Origin of the sequence: Tunturiibacter empetritectus (assembly GCF_013410875.1) — a bacterium.
Lineage (GTDB): Bacteria > Acidobacteriota > Terriglobia > Terriglobales > Acidobacteriaceae > Edaphobacter > Edaphobacter empetritectus.
The window spans coordinates 814,609-837,618 of record NZ_JACCCU010000002.1; the positions used below are offsets into that span (position 1 = coordinate 814,609).

17 protein-coding genes are annotated in these 23,010 nt (G+C 58.8%); 13 read left to right on the forward strand and 4 right to left on the reverse strand.

Translation table 11 applies throughout. The features are described from left to right. Nucleotides 1-8: 8 nt before the first annotated feature. The 3 genes from HDF08_RS15530 to HDF08_RS15540 all read right to left on the reverse strand — a co-directional run bounded on the left by HDF08_RS15530 (nucleotide 9) and on the right by HDF08_RS15540 (nucleotide 3,738). Nucleotides 9-935: a bifunctional 5,10-methylenetetrahydrofolate dehydrogenase/5,10-methenyltetrahydrofolate cyclohydrolase gene (locus HDF08_RS15530; protein WP_179639520.1), complete on the reverse strand. Its 927-nt coding sequence runs from the start codon at nucleotides 933-935 to the stop codon at nucleotides 9-11. Between the two features lie 443 nt (nucleotides 936-1,378). Further along, nucleotides 1,379-2,671, reverse strand: a complete 1,293-nt coding sequence (locus HDF08_RS15535) for a Gfo/Idh/MocA family protein (RefSeq protein WP_257031171.1) — start codon at nucleotides 2,669-2,671, stop codon at nucleotides 1,379-1,381. Continuing rightward, on the reverse strand, nucleotides 2,671-3,738 hold the full coding sequence (locus HDF08_RS15540) for an FAD:protein FMN transferase (RefSeq protein WP_179639521.1): 1,068 nt from the start codon (nucleotides 3,736-3,738) through the stop codon (nucleotides 2,671-2,673). Before HDF08_RS15540 ends, HDF08_RS15535 begins: the two co-directional genes overlap by 1 nt. 158 nt (nucleotides 3,739-3,896) lie before the next feature. Between HDF08_RS15540 and HDF08_RS15545 the strand changes: the two genes are divergently transcribed. The 8 genes from HDF08_RS15545 to HDF08_RS21985 all read left to right on the forward strand — a co-directional run bounded on the left by HDF08_RS15545 (nucleotide 3,897) and on the right by HDF08_RS21985 (nucleotide 11,993). Beyond that, entirely contained in the window at nucleotides 3,897-4,238 is a 342-nt protein-coding gene (locus HDF08_RS15545; RefSeq protein ID WP_179639522.1) for a hypothetical protein, read from the forward strand. A gap of 87 nt (nucleotides 4,239-4,325) precedes the next feature. After that, nucleotides 4,326-5,051, forward strand: a complete 726-nt coding sequence (locus tag HDF08_RS15550) for a response regulator transcription factor (protein ID WP_179639523.1) — start codon at nucleotides 4,326-4,328, stop codon at nucleotides 5,049-5,051. Continuing rightward, a complete protein-coding gene (locus HDF08_RS15555; RefSeq protein ID WP_179639524.1) occupies nucleotides 5,048-6,400 on the forward strand; it encodes a sensor histidine kinase in 1,353 nt (450 codons plus the stop codon). The genes HDF08_RS15550 and HDF08_RS15555 overlap by 4 nt, the downstream gene beginning before the upstream one ends. A 73-nt stretch (nucleotides 6,401-6,473) precedes the next feature. Beyond that, a complete protein-coding gene (locus HDF08_RS15560) occupies nucleotides 6,474-7,256 on the forward strand; it encodes a coiled-coil domain-containing protein (RefSeq protein WP_179639525.1) in 783 nt (260 codons plus the stop codon). 2 nt (nucleotides 7,257-7,258) lie between these two features. Beyond that, nucleotides 7,259-8,047 carry a tetratricopeptide repeat protein gene (locus HDF08_RS15565; RefSeq protein ID WP_179639526.1) on the forward strand — a complete coding sequence of 263 codons (789 nt, stop codon included), beginning with the start codon at nucleotides 7,259-7,261 and terminating at the stop codon, nucleotides 8,045-8,047. Between the two features lie 119 nt (nucleotides 8,048-8,166). Beyond that, entirely contained in the window at nucleotides 8,167-9,276 is a 1,110-nt protein-coding gene (locus tag HDF08_RS15570; protein ID WP_179639527.1) for a beta propeller repeat protein, read from the forward strand. 125 nt (nucleotides 9,277-9,401) lie between these two features. Beyond that, entirely contained in the window at nucleotides 9,402-10,127 is a 726-nt protein-coding gene (locus HDF08_RS21980) for a glycoside hydrolase family 3 protein (RefSeq protein ID WP_306459710.1), read from the forward strand. 48 nt (nucleotides 10,128-10,175) lie between these two features. Next, nucleotides 10,176-11,993 (forward strand): glycoside hydrolase family 3 C-terminal domain-containing protein, encoded by a 1,818-nt coding sequence (locus tag HDF08_RS21985; RefSeq protein ID WP_306459711.1) that lies wholly within the window; start codon nucleotides 10,176-10,178, stop codon nucleotides 11,991-11,993. A gap of 197 nt (nucleotides 11,994-12,190) precedes the next feature. Here HDF08_RS21985 and HDF08_RS15580 read toward each other — a convergent pair whose 3' ends face one another. Beyond that, on the reverse strand, nucleotides 12,191-14,107 hold the full coding sequence (locus HDF08_RS15580) for a tetratricopeptide repeat protein (RefSeq protein ID WP_179639528.1): 1,917 nt from the start codon (nucleotides 14,105-14,107) through the stop codon (nucleotides 12,191-12,193). A gap of 159 nt (nucleotides 14,108-14,266) precedes the next feature. On the opposite strand from HDF08_RS15580, the gene HDF08_RS15585 reads away from it, so the two are divergent. The 5 genes from HDF08_RS15585 to HDF08_RS15605 all read left to right on the forward strand — a co-directional run bounded on the left by HDF08_RS15585 (nucleotide 14,267) and on the right by HDF08_RS15605 (nucleotide 23,008). Next, complete coding sequence (locus HDF08_RS15585; protein ID WP_179639529.1) at nucleotides 14,267-17,602, forward strand: TonB-dependent receptor; 3,336 nt, start codon at nucleotides 14,267-14,269, stop codon at nucleotides 17,600-17,602. A 75-nt stretch (nucleotides 17,603-17,677) separates the two neighbouring features. Beyond that, a complete protein-coding gene (locus HDF08_RS15590; protein WP_218884723.1) occupies nucleotides 17,678-19,066 on the forward strand; it encodes a dicarboxylate/amino acid:cation symporter in 1,389 nt (462 codons plus the stop codon). Further along, nucleotides 19,050-20,150: an alpha/beta hydrolase gene (locus tag HDF08_RS15595; RefSeq protein ID WP_218884725.1), complete on the forward strand. Its 1,101-nt coding sequence runs from the start codon at nucleotides 19,050-19,052 to the stop codon at nucleotides 20,148-20,150. The genes HDF08_RS15590 and HDF08_RS15595 overlap by 17 nt, the downstream gene beginning before the upstream one ends. A gap of 76 nt (nucleotides 20,151-20,226) precedes the next feature. Then, complete coding sequence (locus HDF08_RS15600; RefSeq protein ID WP_179639530.1) at nucleotides 20,227-21,720, forward strand: MmgE/PrpD family protein; 1,494 nt, start codon at nucleotides 20,227-20,229, stop codon at nucleotides 21,718-21,720. 34 nt (nucleotides 21,721-21,754) lie between these two features. Then, the gene (locus tag HDF08_RS15605) at nucleotides 21,755-23,008 is read left to right on the forward strand and encodes a cupin domain-containing protein (RefSeq protein WP_179639531.1); all 1,254 of its coding nucleotides are present in this window, start codon (nucleotides 21,755-21,757) and stop codon (nucleotides 23,006-23,008) included. Nucleotides 23,009-23,010: the final 2 nt, after the last annotated feature.

Here is a 23,010-nt window from a genome sequence, read left to right on the forward strand (position 1 = left end):
AAGATGGCCTAGAGGAGATATCCGCGGACATCTTCTCCGGCGCAAAACCTTGTAGCCCTGACGACGTTTTCCATTAGACAGGCCACTGTAACGGGTCCGACACCTCTGGGTACCGGCGTCAACAAGGCTGCAACGTGCTTCACGCCGTCGAAGTCTACATCTCCAATCAAATTGCCGTCCTTGTCGACTCGTGTGCCTACGTCGATCACTGTGGATCCGCCGCGAAGAACATCTGCTTTCAATTGATATCGAGGGCTGCCGACGCAGGTAACGACGATATCTGCCGCTCTGGTCAGGTCGTCATGCGTCTCCTTGGGCGTGAACCGGTGGCACCATGAGACCGTTGCGTTTCCCATTCGGCCGCCTAGCATATGATGAATCGGCTTGCCGGTGATGTCATTTCTGCCTACTACTACAACTCGTTTCCCTGCTGTTTCGACACCGTAGAACTTCAGCATTCGACTTACAGCCAGGGCGGTTGAGGGAAGGAAGGTCAGGCGCTCAAGTTGCCCTCGATAGAGCTCCGCTGTGGAGTGTCGCGATACACCATCGACGTCTTTGAATTGATGGATGCGGTCGAAGATATCGAATTTGCCTCTGTTTGCGGCGGTGGAGTTTTCGATGTGTAGTGGAAGGGGTAGACCGATCATGATTCCGTGAACGGATTTGTCTTCACTCAAGGCACTCACTGTGTCTTCGAGCACGGCGGCGCTGACGGTGGATTCGAAGGTGTGGGGCTTTACGGCGATGCCGATTTTGGCGAAGCTCTTTACTTTGTTCTGCAAATAGACTTCGGAGGAGGCGTCTTTTCCTACCTGGACCACCGTTAGTTGTGGGGTGATTCCGTAGCGCTCTTTTAAATCAACGACATCTGCTTTTACTTTGGTCACGATTGCGTCGGCAACCGGTTTGCCTATCATTGGAGTTGCTGTCATAAGTATGGTCCTCAGTACAGTTTACAGTCTGGTATTGGGGATTATCGGGACGGTGGCGGTAGCGTGCGCCTCCGGATTTGAATTTTGGGGATTGTGTTTTGGCGTTCGACCGGGCGGCAGACTACGGATTTTTTCCTGCGCGATGCTTTGTGCGTTTTTGCTGGGGTTTTTGGGGAAATCGGGTGTTTTAACGTGGTGTTTTGGTGGTGAAGTTGTGGTGTTTTGCGTGGTGGATGTGGTGTTTTGGCAGTCACTTTTCCGGTCTCTAAAAATGTGACAAGGATTTGGGATTTATTTTGGGGCTTTCCAATTCAGGAGAGTATTGGCATGCTTGTGCGGGCGGGCCAAGAACATGGCAGTAACTGAACCCGCTCACTCGCGTCACTTCTGGGTATCCCTGATTCGTTGCGAAAAACGAAGGTTCGACGCGCGGCAGCGAGTGTTTAGACGATAGCGATCTCAACCTCTCGCTTGGTGACACGCGCCTCATTTGCTGACACAACGGCCAATGCAGAGCCCAAGCCGACGTGTTCGTCTGCGATGGGCCGGTCCCCTGTTCGGACACAGTGGACGAACGCCCGCGTGGCCGCTGTCGTTGGATCTTCTCCGTCTTTAACCTGAACGGGACTTCCAGGTCCGCGGTACGGCATCTCGTTGGCCGGGTTGTAGGAGGCGCTTGTGACTGCCGGCTCGTGGCCTTCGCCGGTTTTTACAACCTTGTCTACCTCTACTTTTCGTGGCTCGTAAAAGAAGGTTGCGTCCTGCAGCGTCAGGTTCAGCGAGCCTTTGGTTCCATAGAGCCAGAGCTGATCGCCCATCTTGGCATTATCGGTCATCGAGGTGAAGACCATCCGTCTGCCAGCTGGATAGCTCAGGATGACCTGGACGTTATCGTCCGTCTCACGTCCGTCGTGGTAGCAGCAGATCGAGCCTGAGGCTTGCGCTGCTACCGGGTAGGAGCCCATGGCCCAGTTGGCGATATCCATGTGATGCGACCCTAGTTCGGCGATCAGCCCGAGTGACCACTGGTGATAGAGTCTCCAATTGATCAGCCGCTCCAACGATGGATCGGGCACGGGTCTCCGCCAACTACTGTTCCGGTTCCAATAAGCCAGAACGTGGGTGACGTCGCCGATCTCGCCTGCCTGAACCCGCGCCATGGCGGCGCGAATCCAGGGAGAGTAGCGGTACTGGTGACCTACTTGAAATATCTGCTTTCCGGCAGTCACCTCTGTCACGATCTGTCGCGCCTGTTCGATGGTGTAGGCCATAGTCTTTTCCCCGTAGACCGGCCGGCGGCTCTTTAACGCTGCCAACACGTGTTCCGCATGCAGGCCGAGTGGTGTGGCTACCACGATTGCATCGAGGTCGTTGCGATCGAGAAGCGCGCTGTACTCGGCGTGCTTTGCTACCTCATATCCGCATACCTTGTTGAGTTGCTCAAATCGTAGTGGGTATACGTCAGCGGCTGCGGTGACCTTGACTCCTGGGACACGCAGAAAGCTCCGCGTCAGCTCTTGTCCGCGGCTGCCAGCGCCGATGAGACCCAATCGCAGCGGCGTCTTTACGGTCGTTCGTGCCGTCTGCCGCTCCGCTCGCGTGTCGTCAGTGGATCCCTGTGGGGCAACTACGCTGGCTGCAACCTGCAGGGCAGAGCTGCTGAGCGAAGCGGAGGAAGCCAGGGCAAGAGCTGAAAGACTCTGGGTAAACGTGCGACGATCCATCCGATGATCCATCAGGGACGAACTCCTTTTCTGGTTGCGGGCATATGAGCATCGCAGGCGGAGTCCGGCGCTCCGAAGACGATGCAGGTGGGCGCACCGGGCGCCGATAAGAACAGGATAGCCTGTGTACCCTGCAGTCCGCGCAGCACCTCTCGAGTCTGCGCAGGCGGGAGCACGAAGACAACGGTCGAGAGCGCATCGCTGTCGGTCGCACTCGGTGCAATCACGGTGGACTGAAGAACACCTTCCACTGGCATCAGAGTGCGGGGATCGAAGATGTGACAGTAGCGATGTCCGTTCTGGATGAAGAATTTTTCCGTGCATGCACCAGTGGAAAGAGACGTATCGTGCAGGAGAAACGTGGTCGCTATGCTCCCTGCGGTTCGGGGATCTGGAACTTCGACTGGCCAACCGGCCTTACCCGGCGGAGCGCCAAGGCCGTACAACGTGCTGCCCCCAGCCGAGAGGAATGCCGCGTGGACGCCGCTCTCGCGCAGCAGGGCCACCACGCTGTCTACCGCAAAACCCTTGCCGATGCTTCCCGGGTCCAGCTCCATTGGATTGTGGGTGGTAAATCGAACGGAATTCGTTGCCGGATCAAGTTTCACCTTGTCCCATCCGACCTGGTCGCGGAGAAGCTTCTGCTCTGCTTGCGTCGGTACATGTCCGTTCCGCGCCTTGAAACCCCAGGCACGAAGCAGAGGACCTACGGTGATGTCGAATGCTCCGTGAGATCGATCGCTCCAATCGAACGATTTGGCAAGGAAGCCAAATGTCTCCGGGTCGGTGACCACGGGGCCGCTACCCGATTCGCGACTGATCCGCGACAGCTCACTCGATGGTTGATAGTTGCTCAGCAACGCTTCCAGCCTATTGATCTCCTCGAAGGCTGCGTCCATGACCTCGTCTGCACTCTCACGATCGGGCATGTAGCATTTGATGGTGAAGACCGTACCCATCGCGGGACGGGACTCGGTGTAGAGCGCTTCAGAGGATGTGGTCGGCTGTGCCAGGACCGACGCTGCTCCAAACAGGAGGGCTACCTCGGCAATCAGCGACCACTGTTGAAAAGCTCTCATCTCCTCTCCTCGATCCTCAAAAAATCTTATATGCACCCGCCACTTAGAGGTTAGAGGCTGTCGGAGGTTTGCGGCTTAAGACTTCTTAGGTTTCGGAAGGCTGCCGCGGTGATTAACTCAGGCCAGCTCCGGAAGTGCCGGGCAAAGGAGAAAAAATTATGAAGAGACTTTTGAGCGGGTTCGCACTAGTCCTCGCATTCGTGACCGTCAGCTACGCGGCAGTTCAACATTCCGCGTCGGTGACTCTGTATGAGACCGTGACTGTAGGCTCGAATACATTGCCAGCAGGGGATTACTCCCTTCATTGGCCCGATGGCACTGGAGTTGTAGAACTTTCGATCAGCGGCAGTCGGCATAATTTGTCCGTTCCGATCACGGTAACTCCCAGTACGGCGACTTCCAATGGGGCGATCATTACAATGTCGGGAGACAAGACTCTTCTTCAAGGCTTTTCGACAAAGCTTGGGAACCTTATGATCAAAGACACCGCAGCCAAATAGCGCGATGGGTTTGGGTCCGGGTCTTCTGACGATTTCGGACCCTCGCTTTCGTCCCGCGGAACCTTTTGGGCGGCTGGCGCAAAATCAATGGGCATATCCGGAGTACGTTCTACAGATACGGACACAAAGATCTCGCTGCTGCTTATCGACGATGATGTGGAGCTTTGCCGGCTGATTGGGTTGTACCTGGGAAAGGCCGGTTACAGGTTGACCTGCAGCGCCAATGGCCGCGACGGAGTCACTGAGGCGATCTCAAACGCATACGATCTAGTTTTGCTGGACGTGACTCTTCCCGTTCTCGATGGCTTCGCGGTACTTCACCAGGTGCGTCGGAGCAGTACAATTCCGATCATTATGCTGACGTCCAGGAGTATGGCAACGGATCGCTTGACTGGTCTCAACAGCGGTGCGGACGATTATCTGTGCAAGCCGTTCGATCCGGAGGAACTTCTGGCTCGCATCCGCGCAGTTCTTCGTCGATCCGAACCTGCTGCAGTCAGCTCGCAGTGGCAGAGGATTGGTCCTCTGCGCATCTCGGAGACGAGCCGTGAGGTCTTTCGAGAGAATGCCCGTATCAACTTTACGGCGGTGGAGTTTGAACTACTGCTGATACTAAGCCGGGCAAACGGTCGCGTGGTTACGAGGGATTCTCTGACCACTGCGATTCAAGACAGGCAACCGAGCCACTTTGATCGAAGCCTCGATGTTCACATCAGCCACATCCGCACGAAGCTTGGTTCAGAGGGTTCGAGAATTCGCACTGTTCGGGGCACCGGATATGTTCTGGTGATAGACGATGAGGATCCACGGTGATACGGTCTCTGAGCACGGCGGTCGCGCTTGCCTCGCTCTGTGTTCTTGTCATCTGCCTGTTCACTGCATTTGCGATTTCACAACAGACGGAGCACGTTTACTTCGACCCGGTGTTTCACAGGATGGACCGGATGGAGTTGGAGGACGCGCGGTCGGCATTCGAAGGCAGGGGGCTTCCGGCGCTGCGGGCTTATCTTCAGAGACTCGACAGGCAGTTCGGGGGCAAGCATTTTCTGCTGGATGGGAGCGGCCGGAGCATGGATGGAGGAGAAGACCACTCCAGTTCTCTTCCCCCTATCCCGGAAACAAATTCACGGGGTTGGCACAACGGCCACTTTACTCTGACGCAGCAGTCCGAAGATCGCCGGTACTGGTTTTTCGTCACAGAAGAGAACGAAAGTCCTGGAGTATCCTTCGGCCGCTTTTATTTCCTTATCGCGGGTGTCGTTTTCGCTTTGGGAGCATTTTCAACGGCGTATATTGTGCTGCCATTGCGCAGAATGGCTGCCGTTGTTGAAAGCTTTGGAATGGGCAACATGAGTGCACGCATCGGAACGAAGCGACACGACGAGATTGGAGCTCTGGCGAAGTCGTATGACGACATGGCGGATCGGCTGGAGGTTGCCTTCCGAAGAGAGCGGCAGCTATTACAGGATGTTTCTCATGAACTGCGGGCTCCTTTGACGAGGCTGAGCTTTTCGACGGAGCTAGCGAGGACGGCTCCGAACCAGAGTGTTGCAATGGATGAAGTGAAGCGAGATGTCGATCGACTCAGCTTTCTGGTCTCGGAGTTGACCGCATTGAGTCTTGGACCGCCGGGTGGCGCTAACTATGGCCTGGGAAGTTCTCCTGTTGATCTGGAGGGGATTGTGCTTGAGGCTGTTCGCGACTGCGAACTGGAGGCTGCCGCGAAGGGATGCCCGGTTTCCTGTACGGGTTCCGCAAGGGAGATGATCTCAGGCGAAGCAGAACATCTACGACGCGCGATCGGAAATGTTTTGCGGAATGCTGTTCGACATTCTCCGGAGAAGGCGACCGTTGAAGTGACGCTCAACCAGAGTCACGCCTGGTCTTCGATTACAGTTCGAGATTATGGCCCGGGAGTGCCTGAAGAGCTGCTCGAGCGTATCTTCGATCCATTCTTTCAGGTCGATCCTGCTCGGTCAGCTAGCCAAGGCGGACTTGGTTTGGGGCTTTGCATTGCGATGCGGTCTGTCGAACTTCACCGTGGGACTATTCGAGCGGAGAATGCAATGCCTGGACTGCGTGTCTCGATTAATCTTCCTACTGGAAGCCCTGCTTCCGACAATGACAAATGGGCAGAGTCTCGAACCAATGAAGCGATGTAGCAACAATCACGGCTGCTCTGCGAAACGGGGAGCTTGATTCCGCTAAACTAGAACTTCCCTCAGGGGAAGCCGCATGCCAGCCGAAATCATTCTCCAGCAAACCCCGGATGACGCCGCCCTCCTCGACAAGCAGGAGCAACTTGCCACTGTCCGCACGACGCTGGCCGAGCGCGAATCCGAGCTTGCTCAAATCCGAGCCCAGCTCAAGACCTTCGAAGGCCGTTACCTCCGCCAGGTCGGCATCCTTTACGCCGAACTCGACGACCTGGAGGCGCGCATCGCTGAGCGTGAGGTCGACCTCTACGACTCCGACTCCGCGCGTCGCCGAGCCGAGGAGGTTCGCCAGCGCGCACAGGAGACCTATGATGCCGCCTTCGGGGATGCGCGCGAAGCCGAGGAGTTCGACCCACCACCCAGCCTCAAGACCCTCTTCCGCGATGTCGCCAAGCGCATCCACCCCGACTTCGCGCGCGATGACGTGGAGCAAAGACACTTCACGCTGCTGATGGCCCGCGCTAATCAGGCGTACAGTTGCGGCGATACCGAAACGCTGCAGCGCCTGCTTGACGATCATCGCGAGATCAACGCCTCGATCGCCGGCGAAGGCGCCGCTGCTGAGCTGCTCCGCATCACGCGCCAGATTCAGCACGCCGAGCGCGATATCGCCACGCTCGATGCCGAGCGGGATGCGCTGCTCGCCGGAGAGGTCGCCCAACTGCACCGCGACGCGGAAGCCACAGCCGGGGCGCACCGCGACCTCCTCACGGAACTCGCTACCAGCCTCCGCGAGCAGATTGCCGACGCTCGGCGCCGCTTCGAACTGATCGACCGCCAGATCAGCGCGCATGGAAGATAAAGATGGACGATAAAGCCAAAGCCGGCCTGCAGCACATTCCTATCGGCGCCGCGTTGTCACTCCATTCCACGCGTTCGAGCATCATCGCCCGCGGGCGCCGCGATGCCGCCAACGCAGCCTCGAACCCGAACTACCGGCAGGCTGTCACCGACTACAACGCCGGCAACTTCGCCGAAGCCGCAAACGGTTTTCGGCTCGCCGCCGAGCAAGGCCACGCCGAATCGCAGTATCTGCTGAGCACGTTGTACGACGCTGGTCAGGGATTGCCGCAAGACGACAGGCAGGCCGCCTACTGGGAGCGCAAGGCTGCCGAGCAGGGCCACGCTTACGCGCAGGCCAACCTCAGCTTTCGCTACTACGCAGCCGATGATTTCGCTGAAGCCTTCGCATGGTGCGAACGCGCCGCGCACAGTAACCTCGCCTGGGCTCAGTACAACGTTGGCTTGATGTATCGAAAAGGGGAGGGGGTACAACAAAGCGATATCGAAGCTGCTTACTGGTATCGCCTTGCCGCTACCCAGAACTTTGCCGAAGCTCAGCAGAAGCTAGCGGACCTCTACTACATGGGTCAAGGCGTCCCGCTCAGTTACACTCAGGCCGCCGCGTGGTATCGCGAGGCTGCTGATCAGGGCAACGCAGAGGCGCAGTTTCAGCTTGGCCACCTTTACGCGGTAGGCCACGGCGTGGAGCATGACTACACCTACTCCCGTCACTGGATTCGTCAGGCAGCTCTTCAAGGCCACGAACAGGCACTGCGCGAACTCAAGCGCCGGGAGTACCGCGATCCATGAGTTCCGCTTCAACAGTAGATGTTTACCACATGCAGAAGTCACGTGTACCTGATTTGACTCGGCTCCTCCGGCGTTCCTATACTTCTCCACACTCGAACGGCAATTCAAGGAGGAAGTCCATGTCAAAGCGTGTGCTGTTGTTCGTTCTCTTGATTGCAACCGCTACCGGCGCGTATGCACAAGAGTGGAAAGGCCATAAACCCTCTCTCGTTCCTCAGCACAGCGGCACGACACAATTGCTGATCGCGGTCAGTCCCGTGAACTCCCGCGTAGTGTGGGCGGCCGGAGCGGGTGGTACTTACGTGGTTACGACCGATGGCGGTTCGACGTGGAAGTCCGGAGTCGTGCCGGGAGCCGAAGGTCTGCAGTTCCGCGACGTGCAAGGCGTAAGCGATCGAGTTGCATATCTCATGTCGATCGGGAATGACACCGGAGATTTTCGCATCTATAAGACGGAAGACGCCGGCGCACACTGGACTGTTCAGTTTACGAATAAGACGGCGAACGCCTTCTATGATTGCTTCGCGTTCTGGGGGCCGGATCGCGGCATCACGCATAGCGATTCCGTCAACGGAGTATTTCCCGACATTCGCACCAGCGATGGCACGACATGGCACTCGATCGCCCACATGCCGCCTGCGTTGCCAGGCGAAGCGTCGTTCTCTTCCAGCGGAACCTGCATCACTACAGAAGGATGGCAAAACGCGTGGATTGCCACAGGCGGCTCAAGCATCGCGCGAATCTTGGCGACTCGGGATGGCGGCTATACGTGGAATGCGTATGACACTCCGTTCGTGAGCAACGCCAATGCAGGCGCCTTGTCGGTAGCGTTCCGCGATCCCTGGCACGGCATCGTCGGTGGCGGCGATTTGACCAACGACAGCGCTACGCAGGCAGCAACTTCGGATAATGGCGGCCAGAGATGGACGCTTACCACCAAACCACCTATTCCTGGAGCGATCTTCTGTCTCGCCTATGTTCGTGGCGTTGAACACAAGGATGATTGGCGGCATCGAGACGACTTCGGCCATGAACACGACCGGAGTGTGGTGATCACGACAGAGACTCAGCCGAACTTCAGCTCCGGTGCAGCTGCCTGGAGTCCGGATGAAGGACAAACCTGGATCAAACTGTCGGAGGTGAGCGGCTATTGGGCGGTCGCTTTTGCGAATCCGGAGGCCGGATGGTTCGTAGGCAACAACGGCCAGATTTTGAAGATTAGTTTCTAGTCGCTGCCTCTTCCGCACTGGATGATAACGACATCCTTGTAGGTACGGGCTTGTGTGTTTTTGCGATTAGCGACGAGAGCGGGATGATGCAGATACAATTTTGTAACTACGAGGACATCCCTTCCATGTATTCGAAATTTCTCACATCCTTCAATCCTGCTTTCCTGGCGAAGTTGGCCCTGAGTGCAACTGTTGCAATCTTGTGTGCGCCAGTGTTCGCCCAAGCGCCCCATCCGGTGGATGCTGCGGAACAACAGCGTGTGGATGCGATGGTGAAGCAGATGACGCTTCAGCAAAAGCTGGACTACATCGGAGGAACAGGGTTTGGGGTGCGGGCAGTTCCGTCGGCCGGGATTCCTGCGCTCGATATGTCGGATGGCCCCTTTGGGACGAGATCGAATTCGGGATTTCCTTCGACGACGTATGGAGCAGGAATCAATACGGCAGCTTCGTGGGATCCTGCGCTGGCGGCGCGGGTGGGGGCAGGCATTGGGCGTGATGCGCGGGCACGTGGTGTTCACTTCATGCTTGGGCCCGGGGTGAATATCTACCGTTCGCCGCGAAATGGGCGCAACTTTGAATACTTCGGCGAGGATCCGTTCCTTTCAGGGCAGATCGCCGTTGGTTACATCACGGGGATGCAGGAGCAGGGCGTCAGCGCGACGGTCAAGCATTATCTCGGCAACAATAGTGAGTTTTTGCGGCACGACTCAGATACCGAGATTGATGAACGCACCTTGCGCGAGATCTATCTGCCAGCCTTTGAGGCGGCGGTGAAGCAGGGGCATGTGAGCTCGGTGATGGACTCTTACAACCTGATCAATGGACAACATGCAACCCAGAACAGCTAGTTCAACATCGACATTCTGCGTAAGGAATGGGGCTTCAAAGGCGTGTTGATGTCGGACTGGGATGCGACCTACGATGCGATTGGCGCGGCGAACGGCGGGCTCGATATAGAGGAACCAAGCGGAAAGTTTATGAACAATGCAAACCTGGGCCCGGCGATACAGGCCGGCAAGGTAACCGAGGCGACGATCGACGAGAAGGTGCGGCATATCCTCGGGACGGCTGCTTCCTATGGCTGGCTGAATCGCGATCAACGCGATACGTCGATCTCTTTCGTCGACGCGAAAAATAAAGAGGCTGCCCTTGATTCGGCTCGCGAGGGGGCTGTGCTGCTTAAGAACACAGGCAATTTGTTGCCGCTGGATAGATCGGCGGTTAAGACGATTCTGATTGTCGGGCCGGACTCTTATCCTGGCGTGCCGGTGGGCGGAGGAAGCGCCGGGGTAGTGCCGTTTCATATGGTGAGTGCGCTTGAGGGTATCTCCAACGAAGTAGGCGCGACGACGACCGTGCTGTATGACCGGGGAGTTCCGACGTTGGAGCATCTGGCGTCCGCGACGGAGTTTACGACCGAGGCCAAGGGTGGCAAGGCCGGGCTGACGCTTGAGAGCTTTAAAAATCTGGATCTGTCCGGGGCTCCGGCTACAAAGACTGTTGCACGTCATGCTGTCCTGGAAGGACTCACTATAAAAGATGTGATTGCAAACGTGGATGCGGTGATCGAGATGCTGTTCAACTCGCCACCGTCTGAAGTCTCGCATCGACTCACCGGTTTTTATCATGCCGCGACCCCCACGAAATACATCTTCGCACTGGAGGACTCTGGGGAAGGATCAGGCAATCGGGTGTATGTCGATGACAAGCTGGTGATCGACAACTGGAAGATTGTGCGCGCGTTTCAGCCGCATGTAACGCTCGAGCTGGCGGAAGGGGCTCACAAGATAGTCGTCGAAGAGTGGCAAAAGAGTCCTATCGGAGGCCATGTGGAGCTGGGGATCGTGCCGGAAGACAAGGTGGTGAATCCGCAGGCCGTACAACTTGCCGCTAAAGCCGACGTGGTGCTTGTGGAGGCTGGTTTCGAACAGGAGAGCGAGGGCGAGGCTGGCGACAGGACGTTTGCGTTGCCGTATGGGCAGAGCGAACTGATTCGCGAGATCACGGCGGCAAATCCGAAGGTTATCGTCGCTATCACGTCGGGCGGAAATGTCGATTCGGCGAAGTGGATTGATCGCGTACCCGCCGTGTTGGAGACATGGTACGCGGGACAGCAAGCGGGACAGGCGTTGGCTGAGATATTGTTCGGCGACGTTAATCCGTCGGGACATCTGCCCGCCACCTTTGAGCGCAATGCAGAGGACAATCCAACCTTCGCGAACTATTATCCCGAGGGCGACTCAAAGCGGGTCGACTACAAGGAAGGGATCTTTGTTGGATACCGCGGTTATGAGAAGAACAAGGTCAAGCCTCTGTTTCCGTTTGGATACGGTCTCTCGTACACCACCTTCAAGTTTACGAATCTGAAGTTCGATCAGAACGGCTCTGGCGATGAGGCTAGAGGCACGGCCAGCTTCGACGTGACGAACACGGGTAGTCGAAAAGGTGCTGAAGTCGCGCAGCTCTACGTGACGGAGGACCACCCGAAGGTGCCGCGACCAGAGCATGAGTTGAAGGGCTTCCAGCGGATAGAACTTTCACCCGGCGAGACGAAGCATGTCGAGATCCCATTGGAGGCGAGGTCGTTTTCTTACTATGATGTTGCGGCCAAGAGATGGGCGATTGGATCGAATCGATTCACGATTTCCGTAGGTGATTCGGTTGAATCGCTGCCGCTGAAGACGGGGGTTCCTTTGAAGTCCAGCGGGAATTGAGGGACCTCCAAGCGGATCGCCTGGCCGATAGCTTTCAGATAGCCGAAGCATCAGGGATCTTGGTGCGCACCTCCGAACTACTGTGGCTCGCCTATTAAGCCGTTGTAGTGCTTGAAATATCTATGACAGGTCTGGAACGTAAGGAAGCACGACGATGGGTTTTGAGAAGATTGGTTTGATGATCGTACCGCAGTCGGTTAGAACTTCACGCGCTGCAGGAGCTCGCCAAATCTTGGGTCGGAACGCAGCCCATTTAGCGTGGGGTCCACCTTCACGTATGCCATGGATGTGGAATGGTCCGCAGAACTCTTTTCCAGCCAATTCAGAGCCTGGCCATTCTCCCTCAGCCCAGCGTAGATCATCGCCATCGCAAACGCAGGGACGTATTGGTGAGCCGATTTATTCAGCAGAGTGACGAGAACCTCACGTGCCTCACGAGTCCTGCCGGCCATCGCATAGGCATGCCCCAGCCCGGCAGTGTAATAGACGTCGCCTCCCGACAACTGCACGGCATGGGTGAACTCCGTAATTGCCTGGTCGTACAAACCCCTTGTTTCATACACGTCACCCAGGCGAAAGTGCGTACGCGGAAAGCTTGGATCGATGTCGATTGCTTTGTTCAAGGTCTGGATAGCCTCTTCATAGTGGCCTGCCAGGCAAAACGTCCAGCCCGCGTTGCTGTTCACGCTTAACGACAGGGGGTCCTCCTCCACCGCGCGCCGCGCCTCCACCAGCGCCTCAGGAAAGCGCCCCATCGCCGCCAGATTTTCGGCATTCCATGAGTGTGCCATCGCGTAGTTGGGATTCACATCGAAGGCGCGCTGAAACTCGTTCTGCGCTGCGGGGCCATTCCAGTCGTAATAGAAGTCAATCAACCCCAGAGTCGCGTGCGCGTCGGCCAGATCTTCGTTCATCCGGAGAGCCTTGTTCGCCGCATCCCGTGCTGCCGGAAACGCCTCCTGCGGGGGAATCGCCGCATATAGCCCCAGCGCGGCATAGGAGTCCGCCACTCCCTCATATGCCTCCGCGAAGTTCGGATCCATCCGGATAGCCTCGCGGAAGAACTCCAGCCCCTTCATCATCCCCTCGTTCGTCCGTTTGTTCCAGTAGTACCTGCCCTTGACGAACGCGCTGTAAGCCTCCTGATTCTCCGTGGGCCTCTTCGTAAACCTCTTCTCTTCCTTGTTGTTCAGCTGCAGACGAATGGAATGGGCGACCCGCTCCGAGACCTCATCCTCCAGGCTGAAGATATTCGTGAACTCCTCATCGAACGCCTGTGCCCACAACTGCGCTCCGTCCGCTACCCTCACCATCTGGACGGTCATCCGCACGCGATTCCCCTCGCGCTGAATCCTCCCATCGATGATCGCGTCTACCTGCTGCTCCTTCCCGGCACCCTCCGCGCTGATGGAGCTGCTCCTGTACTTCTCGATCGCGCTGGTCGGCCGGACCAGGATCTTCCCTGTATTGGACAGTCTCGTAATCAGCGCGTCAGCCGTTCCCAGGCCAAGATACTCATCGGAACCCGCGCCCCCTATCATCGCAAAGGGCAGTACAGCCAGCGATTTGATCGGACGGCCGTTTGCCGAAGCTGTAGCCACATGCCTGCTCGCCAGCCACCAGCCAGTCATAGCCAATAGACCAGCGAGTGCAATAGCAGGGCCGGCCATCCACTTCCACCCGGCCAGCATCGATGGCAAAGCCGCGTACACGATTGGAGTCATAGCCGCCGGCTCTTCCTCCACGTGCTTTGGGTGCAGGTCGATGGATTCCAGCGGAACCTCCTGCCCCTCCACGACCTGAGCCACAAAGCGATAGCCCTGCTTCGAAACAGTCTCAATATAGATATGCTTCCCGCGATCGTCGCCCAGAATCTTCCTCAAATGCGAGACCGTCACCGCCAGATTGCCTTCCTCGACCGACACTCTCGGCCAAAGAGCGTCCATCAGCTTTTCTTTCACCAGCAGCTGGCCATTGTTCTCCACCATCAGCACAAGCAGGTCGAACGCCTTCGGAGTTACGGAAACAGGTCTGCCCTGGCGTAGAAGAAGCCTCTGAACCGGATCCAGACTGAAGCTTCCAAATTCGTATAAGTGGCTGACCGTATGGGACATCGAGCTTAATAATTCCTTTATCTTTTTTTCGCACTTCTCAAAAGACTTTCTTCCGCTCTCAATCTACGGTGACTGGAACCTCATCACGGGAGTTCTCCGTAGGCCCGAGATTATAGGCACAGCGAACTACGCAAGTCGAGACGTAAAAGAGGAGCGGCCATGCATGACGCAGCCCATCGCCCGAACCATCCGGTGAAGATCAGCCCCTTCAACCAAATCCCAGCCGCCATCGATGTCACCGGGAATCACGGACTGCTTCCAAGCCTCCTGAAGAGACCGGCGACCCACAGACTCGCCCCGCGCTCTGGAGTGTTCTTCCTGTTGGCTCTACTCCTCGTGCTCACCGTCGGCACCACCTGCGCACAGACCAGCCGCGCAAACCTCTCCGGAACTGTCGAGGACGCCACCGGAGCCAAGATACCCAAAGCCCTGGTCGTCATCACCAACATCGACACTAAGATCAGTCGAAGCATCACGGCCAACGATGACGGCATCTACAACGCCCCCGCCCTGCCCCCCGGCAACTACATCGTCAAAGTCTCCGCCCCCGGGTTCGCCGGCGAAACGCGCAAAGGAGTCGTCCTCACCGTCGGGGAAGCCTCCCTCATCAACTTCTCCCTCAAGGTCGGCAGTATCACCCAGGAGGTCGTCGTCACAGAGAGCCCTGCCTCGGTCGACGTCACCAGCTCCCAGCTTAGCAACGCCGTCAGTGGCCACGAGATGCGTGAGCTCCCCCTCAATGGCCGCTCCTGGACCGACCTTGCCTCCCTCTCCCCCGGCGTCACCGTCATTCAGACCCAACCTCCTGTAAGTGCGCCCGACCGCATGAAGCGAGGACTTGGCGGTCAACTCAGCATCGCCGGTGGGCGTCCCCAGCAGAATAGCTACCTCCTCGACGGAATCAACATCAACGACTACTCCAACGCAGGCCCCGGAAGCGTGCTCGGAGGCAACATCGGAGTGGACGCACTCCAGGAGTTCACCGTCGTCACCACCAATCCCACCGCACAGTATGGCCGTACCGCAGCTGGAGTCATCAGCGCCGTCACCCGCTCAGGAACGAACTCTTTCCACGGAAGCGCCTACGAGTTCGCCCGCAACGCTGCCCTCGACGCCCGCAACTACTTCGATCCCGTACAGAAGCCGGACTTCAGCCGCAACCAGTTCGGAGCCTCCTTCGGCGGACCCATTCAAAAAGAAAAGACCTTCGTCTTCGGCGACTACGAAGGCGTCCGCCAAAACCTCGGCGTCTCCTACATCGATACCGTTCCTTCTCCAGCCGCACGCGCCGGAACCCTCTGCGTCCCCTCGCCAGACGGCTCCAACCCCTGCGCCTCCACCATGCAGGTGACCCCCGACCCCGCCATCGTCAACTTCCTGAACACCTTCATCCCCTTACCCAACACCGGAACCACCCAGGGCGACACCGGCACCTTTACCTTCCCCGCCTATCAGGTCACCAGCGAAAACTACTTCACCATCAGAGTCGACCGCACCTTCTCCCAGAAGGACACCGCCGCCGTCGTCTACATGTACGACAACTCACCGAGCCAGCAGCCGGATGCCTTCAACAACGTCCTCACCCTTAGTAAAACCGTTCGCCAGGCAGTGTCGATCCTGGAAACGCACATCCTCTCCTCCGCCACCGTAAATACCTTCCACGCTGGCTTCAGCCGCGACAACGCCGGCTCCCCCTACGCCGCCTCCGCCATCAAGCCGGCCGCTGCCGACCCGCAGTTCGGCTTTCAGCCCGGAGACAGCGCAGGAATCGTTCAGGTCCCCGGCATCACCACCTTCACCGGAGGCGTCAGCGCTGCCAGCCCGCTGCTCTTTCGATGGAACTCCTTCCAAGGCTACGACGACGTCTCCCACACCGCCGGCAAGAACAACATCACCTTCGGTGTCAGCATCGAGCGCATTCAGGACAATCAGGAGAGCTCCGACGCCCCCGGCGGCAACTTCTCCTTCCCCTCGCTTGACGCCTTCATCACCAACCAGCCACAGTCTTTCATCACCACTCTGCCCTCCACCCTCACCCCGCGCAATCTGCGCCAGACCATCTTCGGAGCCTACGTTCAGGACGATCTCCGCCTGAATCCCAACCTTACCCTCAACCTCGGTCTCCGTTATGAGGCCGCCTCGGTCCCCTACGAGATCAACGGCAAGCTCTCCAACCTCCGCATCCTGCAGGGCAACACCCCCTACCTCGGCAACCCCTACATCAAGAACCCAACCTTCAAAAACTTTCAGCCCAAGGTAGGCTTCGCCTGGGATCCCTTCCACGATGGCAACACCTCCATCCGCGGAGCCTTCGGCATCTACGACGTGCTTCCTTACATCGTCGAAATGGGCAGCGGCGTTGACGCAGCCTACCCCTTCGCCCAGGACGCCAGCACCGGCGTCCTTCCCGCAGGAGCCTTTCCCACCACCGCCTACCAGATCGTCGCCAACAACCCCGCAAACCGCAACTACTACGTCCTTCAGTACAATCCCCCGCGCAACTACATCATGATGTGGAATCTCAACGTCCAGCGCGCCATCGCCAAGAACACCACCTTGCTCGTCGGCTACGTCGGCTCTCGCGGCGTCCACAACTGGTACCAGACCGACGACGCCAACATCGTCCTCCCCACCACTCCTGATGGAAAGAGCTTCTACTGGCCCACGCCCATCGGCAGCGGCACCGTCGTCGATCCACTCGTCGGTCAAACCCTCGATGCACGCTGGAACGGCAGCTCCTCCTTCCACGGGCTGGAGACCCAGATCACTCAATCTCCCTGGCACGGCCTCCAGGGTCAGCTCTCTTACACCTGGTCCCGCTGCATCGATACCAGCTCCGGTTCGGCTGCCTCCGATCAGTACAGAAACTCACTCAACGTCGACCTCTACATCGCACCCGCCACCCATCGCGGCCCCTGCGACACCAACGTCGGCCAGAACCTCACCATCAACGCAATCTGGAACCTCCCCGGAGACCAGGCCCGGCATGGCATCGCCGGATGGGCCATCAACGGCTGGCAGACCGGCGGCATCTTCAGCGCGGCCAGCGGAGCTCCCTTCAGCGTCACCATCGGCGGAGATCCCCTCGGAACCAACGCCGCCATCCCCTTCGACTTTCCCGACCGAATCAAAGGCTGCGGCAAAAGTCTTACCACCGGAGATCCAAACGGGTTTATCAATCTCAAATGCTTTGCCTTCCCCAACCCCGTCAATCGCATGGGTAACGCTGGGAGAAACGAGCTCACCGGCCCCAGAAGCATCAACTTCGACTTCTCTCTCTACAAGAACACGCCCATTGAGCGGTTCGGCAAAGGCGCCAACCTCCAGCTTCGCGCTGAGATCTTCAACCTCATGAACCACGCCGACTTCGCAGCGCCCACCGACCACTTCCAAATCTACGATGGCTCAGGAAACGGCGTTCCCTCCGCCGGTCTGATCGACCAAACAACTCTCACCTCCAGGCAAATTCAATTAGCGGTCAAGCTCACCTTCTAATTCGCCCACACCTCTCGCCAGTACCTGCATCCCGAGCAGCACACAGGCCTGGAACATGGCCCAAGGAAAGTGACCATGAGAACAGAGATCGAGCCAGACGTTCCGCTGCGCAAGCCTTTCTATCAGAGCCTCTCCGTGCAGGTCACCGTGGCGATCGTTCTAGGGGTGGCTCTGGGTCGCTTCGCGCCGCAGACGGCCATCGCCATGAAGCCGCTCGGAGACGCCTTCATCAAACTCATCGCCATGGTCATCACCGTGGTGATCTTCTGCACCGTCGTCACCGGCATCGCTGGCATGCAGGATATGAAGAAGGTCGGGCGCGTCGGAGGCAAGGCCCTGCTCTACTTTGAGGTCGTCTCCACCCTCGCGCTCTTCATCGGCCTGGTCGCGGGAAATCTCGCCCACCCCGGCAGCGGATTGAACGTCAACCCCGCAACCCTCGACGTGAAGGCAGTAGCCGAGTACTCCGGCGCGGCCAAGGCGCAAAACACCACGCAATTCCTGCTGCACATCATTCCCACCACTATGGTCGACGCCTTTGCCAAAGGAGACATCCTGCAGGTCGTCTTCATCTCCGTCCTCTTAGGTGTCGCCCTCGCCATGATGCACAGCCGCGCCGAGCCTCTCCTCCGCCTGCTCGAGGTGCTGACCCAGGCCATCTTCACCATCGTCAATCTCTTCATGCGCCTCGCACCCATCGGCGCCTTCGGAGCGATGGCCTTCACCGTGGGACGCTACGGCGTCATGTCCCTCGGGCCTCTGCTCAAGCTCATCCTCACCTTCTATCTCACCTGCGCGCTCTTCGTCATCATCGTTCTCGGCGCGGTCTCCTGGCTGGCCGGCTTCAACATCTTCCGCTTCCTGCGCTACATCAAGGAAGAGATTCTTCTCGTCCTCGGCACCAGCTCCTCAGAGTCGGCTCTCCCCAGCCTCATGGAGAAGATGGAGCGCCTCGGCTGCTCCAAAGCTCTCGTCGGTCTCGTCGTCCCTACCGGCTACACCTTCAACACCGATGGCAGCAGTCTCTACATCACCATGGCCGCGCTCTTCGTAGCTCAAGCGACCAACACCCACCTCACCATCGGCCAGCAGCTCAGCCTGTTTGCTGTTGCAATCCTCACCTCCAAGGGTGCAAGCGGCGTCCAGGGCGCAGGCTTCGTCGCGCTCGTCGGAACCCTCATCGTCGTGCCCACGATTCCGGTTGCGGGCATGGCGCTCATCCTCGGCATCGATCGCTTTCTCAGCACCTTTCGCGCCCTGGTCAACATGATCGGCAACGGCGTAGGCACTATCGTTGTAGCCTCATGGGAGCATGAGATCGAGGGTTCTGCACTGACTCAAGCTCTAGCGATGCCAAATAATCGCACCATCGAACAGCAGATCATGGACCAACCGAGGATGGACCGACAAATCAGAGACCAACAGATCTCGGAGGGCGAAGAAGAACATGAACCCATCGGATGAACCCGTGCTCGGAGGTTCCAACACTCCAGAGACCGCGCCTTCGCGCCGAAGTTTTCTACTCCGCTCCCCCTTGGCTCTAGCGAGCACCATGACCCTGCTGGGAGACCCTCCCCCACACAGCGCCCACGCCTCTACCCGGCCAGCCTCGCAACCGGCCACGTGGAGCCGCGAGTACTGGGCCCACAGGGGAGACATCAAGCTCTACCTCTTCCGCAAGAACGCCGGGCCTGCCCCATCAGGCCACTCCACCCGCCCCATCCTCTTCCTCTGCCACGGCTCTTCCGTCTCCTCCCGGCCGACCTTTGACCTCGAAGTCCCCGGCCACGGCGAATACTCCCTGATGAACAAGTTCGTTGAGTTCGGCTTCGATGTCTGGACGATGGACTTCGAGGGCTACGGAAGATCCTCACTCTCCGCCGGCAACTCGAACATCGCCGACGGCGTGGAAGACCTGAAGGCGGCGAGCCTGATCGTCCAGCAGGAGACCGGCCAGCCTGCCTTTCATCTCTACGGAGAGTCCGGCGGCGCACTCCGCGCCGGAGCCTTCGCCGTCGCCCAGCCCGCCAGCGTCCGTCGCCTCGTCCTCGCAGCCTTCACCTGGACAGGCAAGGGCTCGTCCACCCTCACCAAACGTGCCGAGTCGCTCGACTCCTACCGCACCCACAACCTACGCCCCCGCGATCGCGACGCCATCCGCAGCATCTTCACCCGGGACAAACCCGGCACCTCCGACCCCGCCGTCGCCGAGGCTATGGCCGACGCTGAACTCAAATTTGGTGACTCCGCCCCTACCGGAACCTACCTCGATATGTCCGCCAACCTTCCCCTCGTCGACCCCACCAAACTCCGCGTTCCCGTCCTCATCGTGCGCGGCGAGTATGACGGCATCGCCACCGAGGAAGATCTCCTGAACTTCTTTCGCAGCCTTCCCGTTCCCGACCGCGAGTTCGTCATCCTCCCCGGGGCCGCTCACTCGGTCGCCCTCGGCACAAACCGAAGTCAACTCTGGCACACCATGCGAGCGTTCCTCGATATGCCTCCGCGTCTCGATCAGAAGCCTCCTCCAGCAGACTCCGGTCTTTAGCGTTTGTTCCTTAACAATGATGACACTCCGCACGAATACTCCCGTGCACCTTCGGAAAGCGAGCAAATCTCCTCCTATGAGTCTCTCCCATCTGCTCTCCCGCCGCGCCTTCCTCGTCCAGGGAGCACTGGCCGGAGTCTCAGCCAACGCGGTCGCCCCCGCCCCATCCCCGCAAACACCCGCAGCGCAGACACCTACGCCGCAAGCACCCACCGAGGTCCAACCCTCCACTCCCCCCGCGACCCGCATCCTCGCCGATTGGCTGGTCTCCTCTCCGCAAGACGCTGTACCCGACAATGTGCGAAAGGAAGCGGTGCGCTCCATCGTCAACTGGGTCGGAGTCACCGTCGGAGGCTCTGGCCAGCAGGCTGTCGTCCGAGCCCTCGCCACCCTTCAGCCCTACACCGGCACCTCCTCCGCACACCTCTTCGGCCGCTCCGAGACCCTCGACCCGCTTCGCGCCGCCTTCATCACCGGCATCAGCTCCCACGTGCTCGACTACGACGACACCCACCTCGAGACCATCATCCACCCCGCAGGCCCCGTCGCCAGCGCCCTCTTCTCGCTCGCTCAGACCCGACCAGTCAGCGGAGCCGATCTCCTCCACGCCTTCATCCTTGGCACCGAGATCGAGTGCCGTCTCGGCAAAGTCATCTATCCCTCCCACTACGACATGGGCTGGCACATCACAGGAACCTGCGGAGTCTTCGGTGCCGCCGCCGCATGCGGGCGCATCCTCGGCCTGAACGCCCAGCAGATGCGGTGGGCGCTCGGCATCGCCGCCACCGAAGCAGCTGGCCTCAAGATCATGTTCGGAAGCATGTGCAAGAGCCTTAACATCGGACGTGCCGCCGAGAACGGCCTTCTCGCAGCTCTCCTCGCCGCAAACAACTTCACCAGCTCCGACGAGAGCATCGAAGGTCACGACGGCTACATCTTCGCCGCCTCCCGCCAGCACGATTACGCCCGTCTCGTCGACGGCCTCGGTCAACACTACGAGATCGCTCTCAACACCTACAAGCCATTCGCCTGCGGCATCGTTATCCATCCCGTCATCGACGGCGTCCTCCAGCTCCGCAACCAGCACCACCTCAAAGCCCCCGAGATCCGCTCCATCGCCATCCGCGCCAACCCCCTTGTCCTCGAGCTCACCGGCAAGAAGACACCCACCACTGGACTCGAAGCCAAGTTCAGCGTCTTCCACTCCGCCGCAGTCGCTCTCCTCCGCGGCTTCGCAGGAGAGAAGGAGTACACCGACGAGGCCGCACGCGATCCCCAAGTCATTGCCCTTCGCGAGCGCGTCACCGTCGCCGTCGATCCCATCGTCCAAACTGACGAGGCATACATCACCATTACCACCACCGACGGTCAAACCTTCACCAAGCATGTAGAGCACGCCGTAGGCAGCGTCCAGAACCCACTCTCCGACAAAGATCTCTCCTTCAAGTTCACCCAGCTCGCCACCGGCATCCTTCCCCCCGCCCAGATCGAAGAGCTTCTGACCTTTGCTTGGAACCTACCCGAGCAACACAACGCCGGCGACCTCCCGCGCCTGGGAGCCCTCGCATGACAAACTTTCCATCCACTACCTTCGCGAGGAATCCATGCTGAACCAGAACGACGAAAGGCCTTCCGCCGACTCTCTATCACGCCGCTCCTTCCTGGAGGCCGGTTCCGTAGCCTTAGCCGCCGCAGCCTTAGGAGGTGCCAGCCTCTCCGCCCAACAGCCATCGGCCACCTCACCTAACGCATCCGGCTCTAATCCCGGTCAAGAGAATCTTCCGCTCCTCAAAGAAAACCCCAGCTCTAATACTCCTCCCCGCACTGACCGCGGAGACATTGGACCGATCTGGTACTCCTTCGACCTTAACCACAAACGCCTGGAGAATGGTGGCTGGACACATCAAGTGACTCAGCGTGAGCTTCCTCCATCCAGGGATCTCGCCGGAGTCAACATGCGCCTCACCGCTGGCAGCTTCCGCGAGCTTCACTGGCACACCGCAGACGAGTGGGCCTACATGATCTACGGCTCCGCCCGCGTAACTGTCCTCAATCCGGACGGGACCATCCAGATCGAAGATGTCTCCAAGGGCGACCTCTGGTTTTTTCCCGCTGGCTTCCCGCACTCCATTCAGGGCCTCGCCTCCGACGGCTGCGAGTTTCTTTTGGTCTTCGACGAAGGATTTTTCTCCGAGGAGAACACCTTTTCCATCTCCGAGTGGGTCGCTCACACCCCGCCAGAGATCCTTGAAAAGAACTTCCGCCTTAGCAGCAGCGAGCTTTCGAAGCTGCCCACACGCGAACTCTTCATCTTCCCCGCCGCGCTGCCGCAGTCCCTCGAGCACGACCGCCAATCCGCAGGCGGTCCCTCTGCTGTATCACCCATCCAATACATCTTCCGCGCGGGATCCATGCCGCCCACAAAGTCTTCCCCCCAGGGCGAAGTTCGCATCGTCGACTCGCGTAACTTTCCCGCCTCGAAGTCCGTCGCCGCCGGCATCGTAACCCTCAAACCCGGAGGCCTGCGCGAGCTGCATTGGCACCCCACCGCCGCCGAATGGCAGTTCTACATCGCAGGCTCCGGCAGGATGACTGTCATAGCCCCAGGTGGCCGCGCACGCACCATGGATTTCAACGCTAACGACGTTGGCTTCGTCCCCACGGCTGCAGGCCACTACATCGAAAACACCGGCTCCTCCGACCTCATCTTTCTTGAGATGTTCAAGCTCGATCAATTCCTCGAGTTCTCTCTCAATAACTGGATACGTCGTCTCCCCCCAGAGATGGTCTCGGCTCACCTCAACCTTGACGCCTCTTCCATAAGCCGCATTCCCGCAGAGAAGCTGGCCATCCTTTAGTC

Bases quoted from the DNA above. Each gene is read 5' to 3' on its own strand.
- HDF08_RS15530 (WP_179639520.1), bottom strand. From the start codon at position 935: ATGACAGCAACTCCAATGATAGGCAAACCGGTTGCCGACGCAATCGTG.
- HDF08_RS15535 (WP_257031171.1), bottom strand. From the start codon at position 2,671: ATGGATCATCGGATGGATCGTCGCACGTTTACCCAGAGTCTTTCAGCT.
- HDF08_RS15540 (WP_179639521.1), bottom strand. From the start codon at position 3,738: ATGAGAGCTTTTCAACAGTGGTCGCTGATTGCCGAGGTAGCCCTCCTG.
- HDF08_RS15545 (WP_179639522.1), top strand. From the start codon at position 3,897: ATGAAGAGACTTTTGAGCGGGTTCGCACTAGTCCTCGCATTCGTGACC.
- HDF08_RS15550 (WP_179639523.1), top strand. From the start codon at position 4,326: ATGGGCATATCCGGAGTACGTTCTACAGATACGGACACAAAGATCTCG.
- HDF08_RS15560 (WP_179639525.1), top strand. From the start codon at position 6,474: ATGCCAGCCGAAATCATTCTCCAGCAAACCCCGGATGACGCCGCCCTC.
- HDF08_RS15565 (WP_179639526.1), top strand. From the start codon at position 7,259: ATGGACGATAAAGCCAAAGCCGGCCTGCAGCACATTCCTATCGGCGCC.
- HDF08_RS15570 (WP_179639527.1), top strand. From the start codon at position 8,167: ATGTCAAAGCGTGTGCTGTTGTTCGTTCTCTTGATTGCAACCGCTACC.
- HDF08_RS21980 (WP_306459710.1), top strand. From the start codon at position 9,402: ATGTATTCGAAATTTCTCACATCCTTCAATCCTGCTTTCCTGGCGAAG.
- HDF08_RS21985 (WP_306459711.1), top strand. From the start codon at position 10,176: ATGTCGGACTGGGATGCGACCTACGATGCGATTGGCGCGGCGAACGGC.
- HDF08_RS15580 (WP_179639528.1), bottom strand. From the start codon at position 14,107: ATGTCCCATACGGTCAGCCACTTATACGAATTTGGAAGCTTCAGTCTG.
- HDF08_RS15585 (WP_179639529.1), top strand. From the start codon at position 14,267: ATGCATGACGCAGCCCATCGCCCGAACCATCCGGTGAAGATCAGCCCC.
- HDF08_RS15590 (WP_218884723.1), top strand. From the start codon at position 17,678: ATGAGAACAGAGATCGAGCCAGACGTTCCGCTGCGCAAGCCTTTCTAT.
- HDF08_RS15595 (WP_218884725.1), top strand. From the start codon at position 19,050: ATGAACCCATCGGATGAACCCGTGCTCGGAGGTTCCAACACTCCAGAG.
- HDF08_RS15600 (WP_179639530.1), top strand. From the start codon at position 20,227: ATGAGTCTCTCCCATCTGCTCTCCCGCCGCGCCTTCCTCGTCCAGGGA.
- HDF08_RS15605 (WP_179639531.1), top strand. From the start codon at position 21,755: ATGCTGAACCAGAACGACGAAAGGCCTTCCGCCGACTCTCTATCACGC.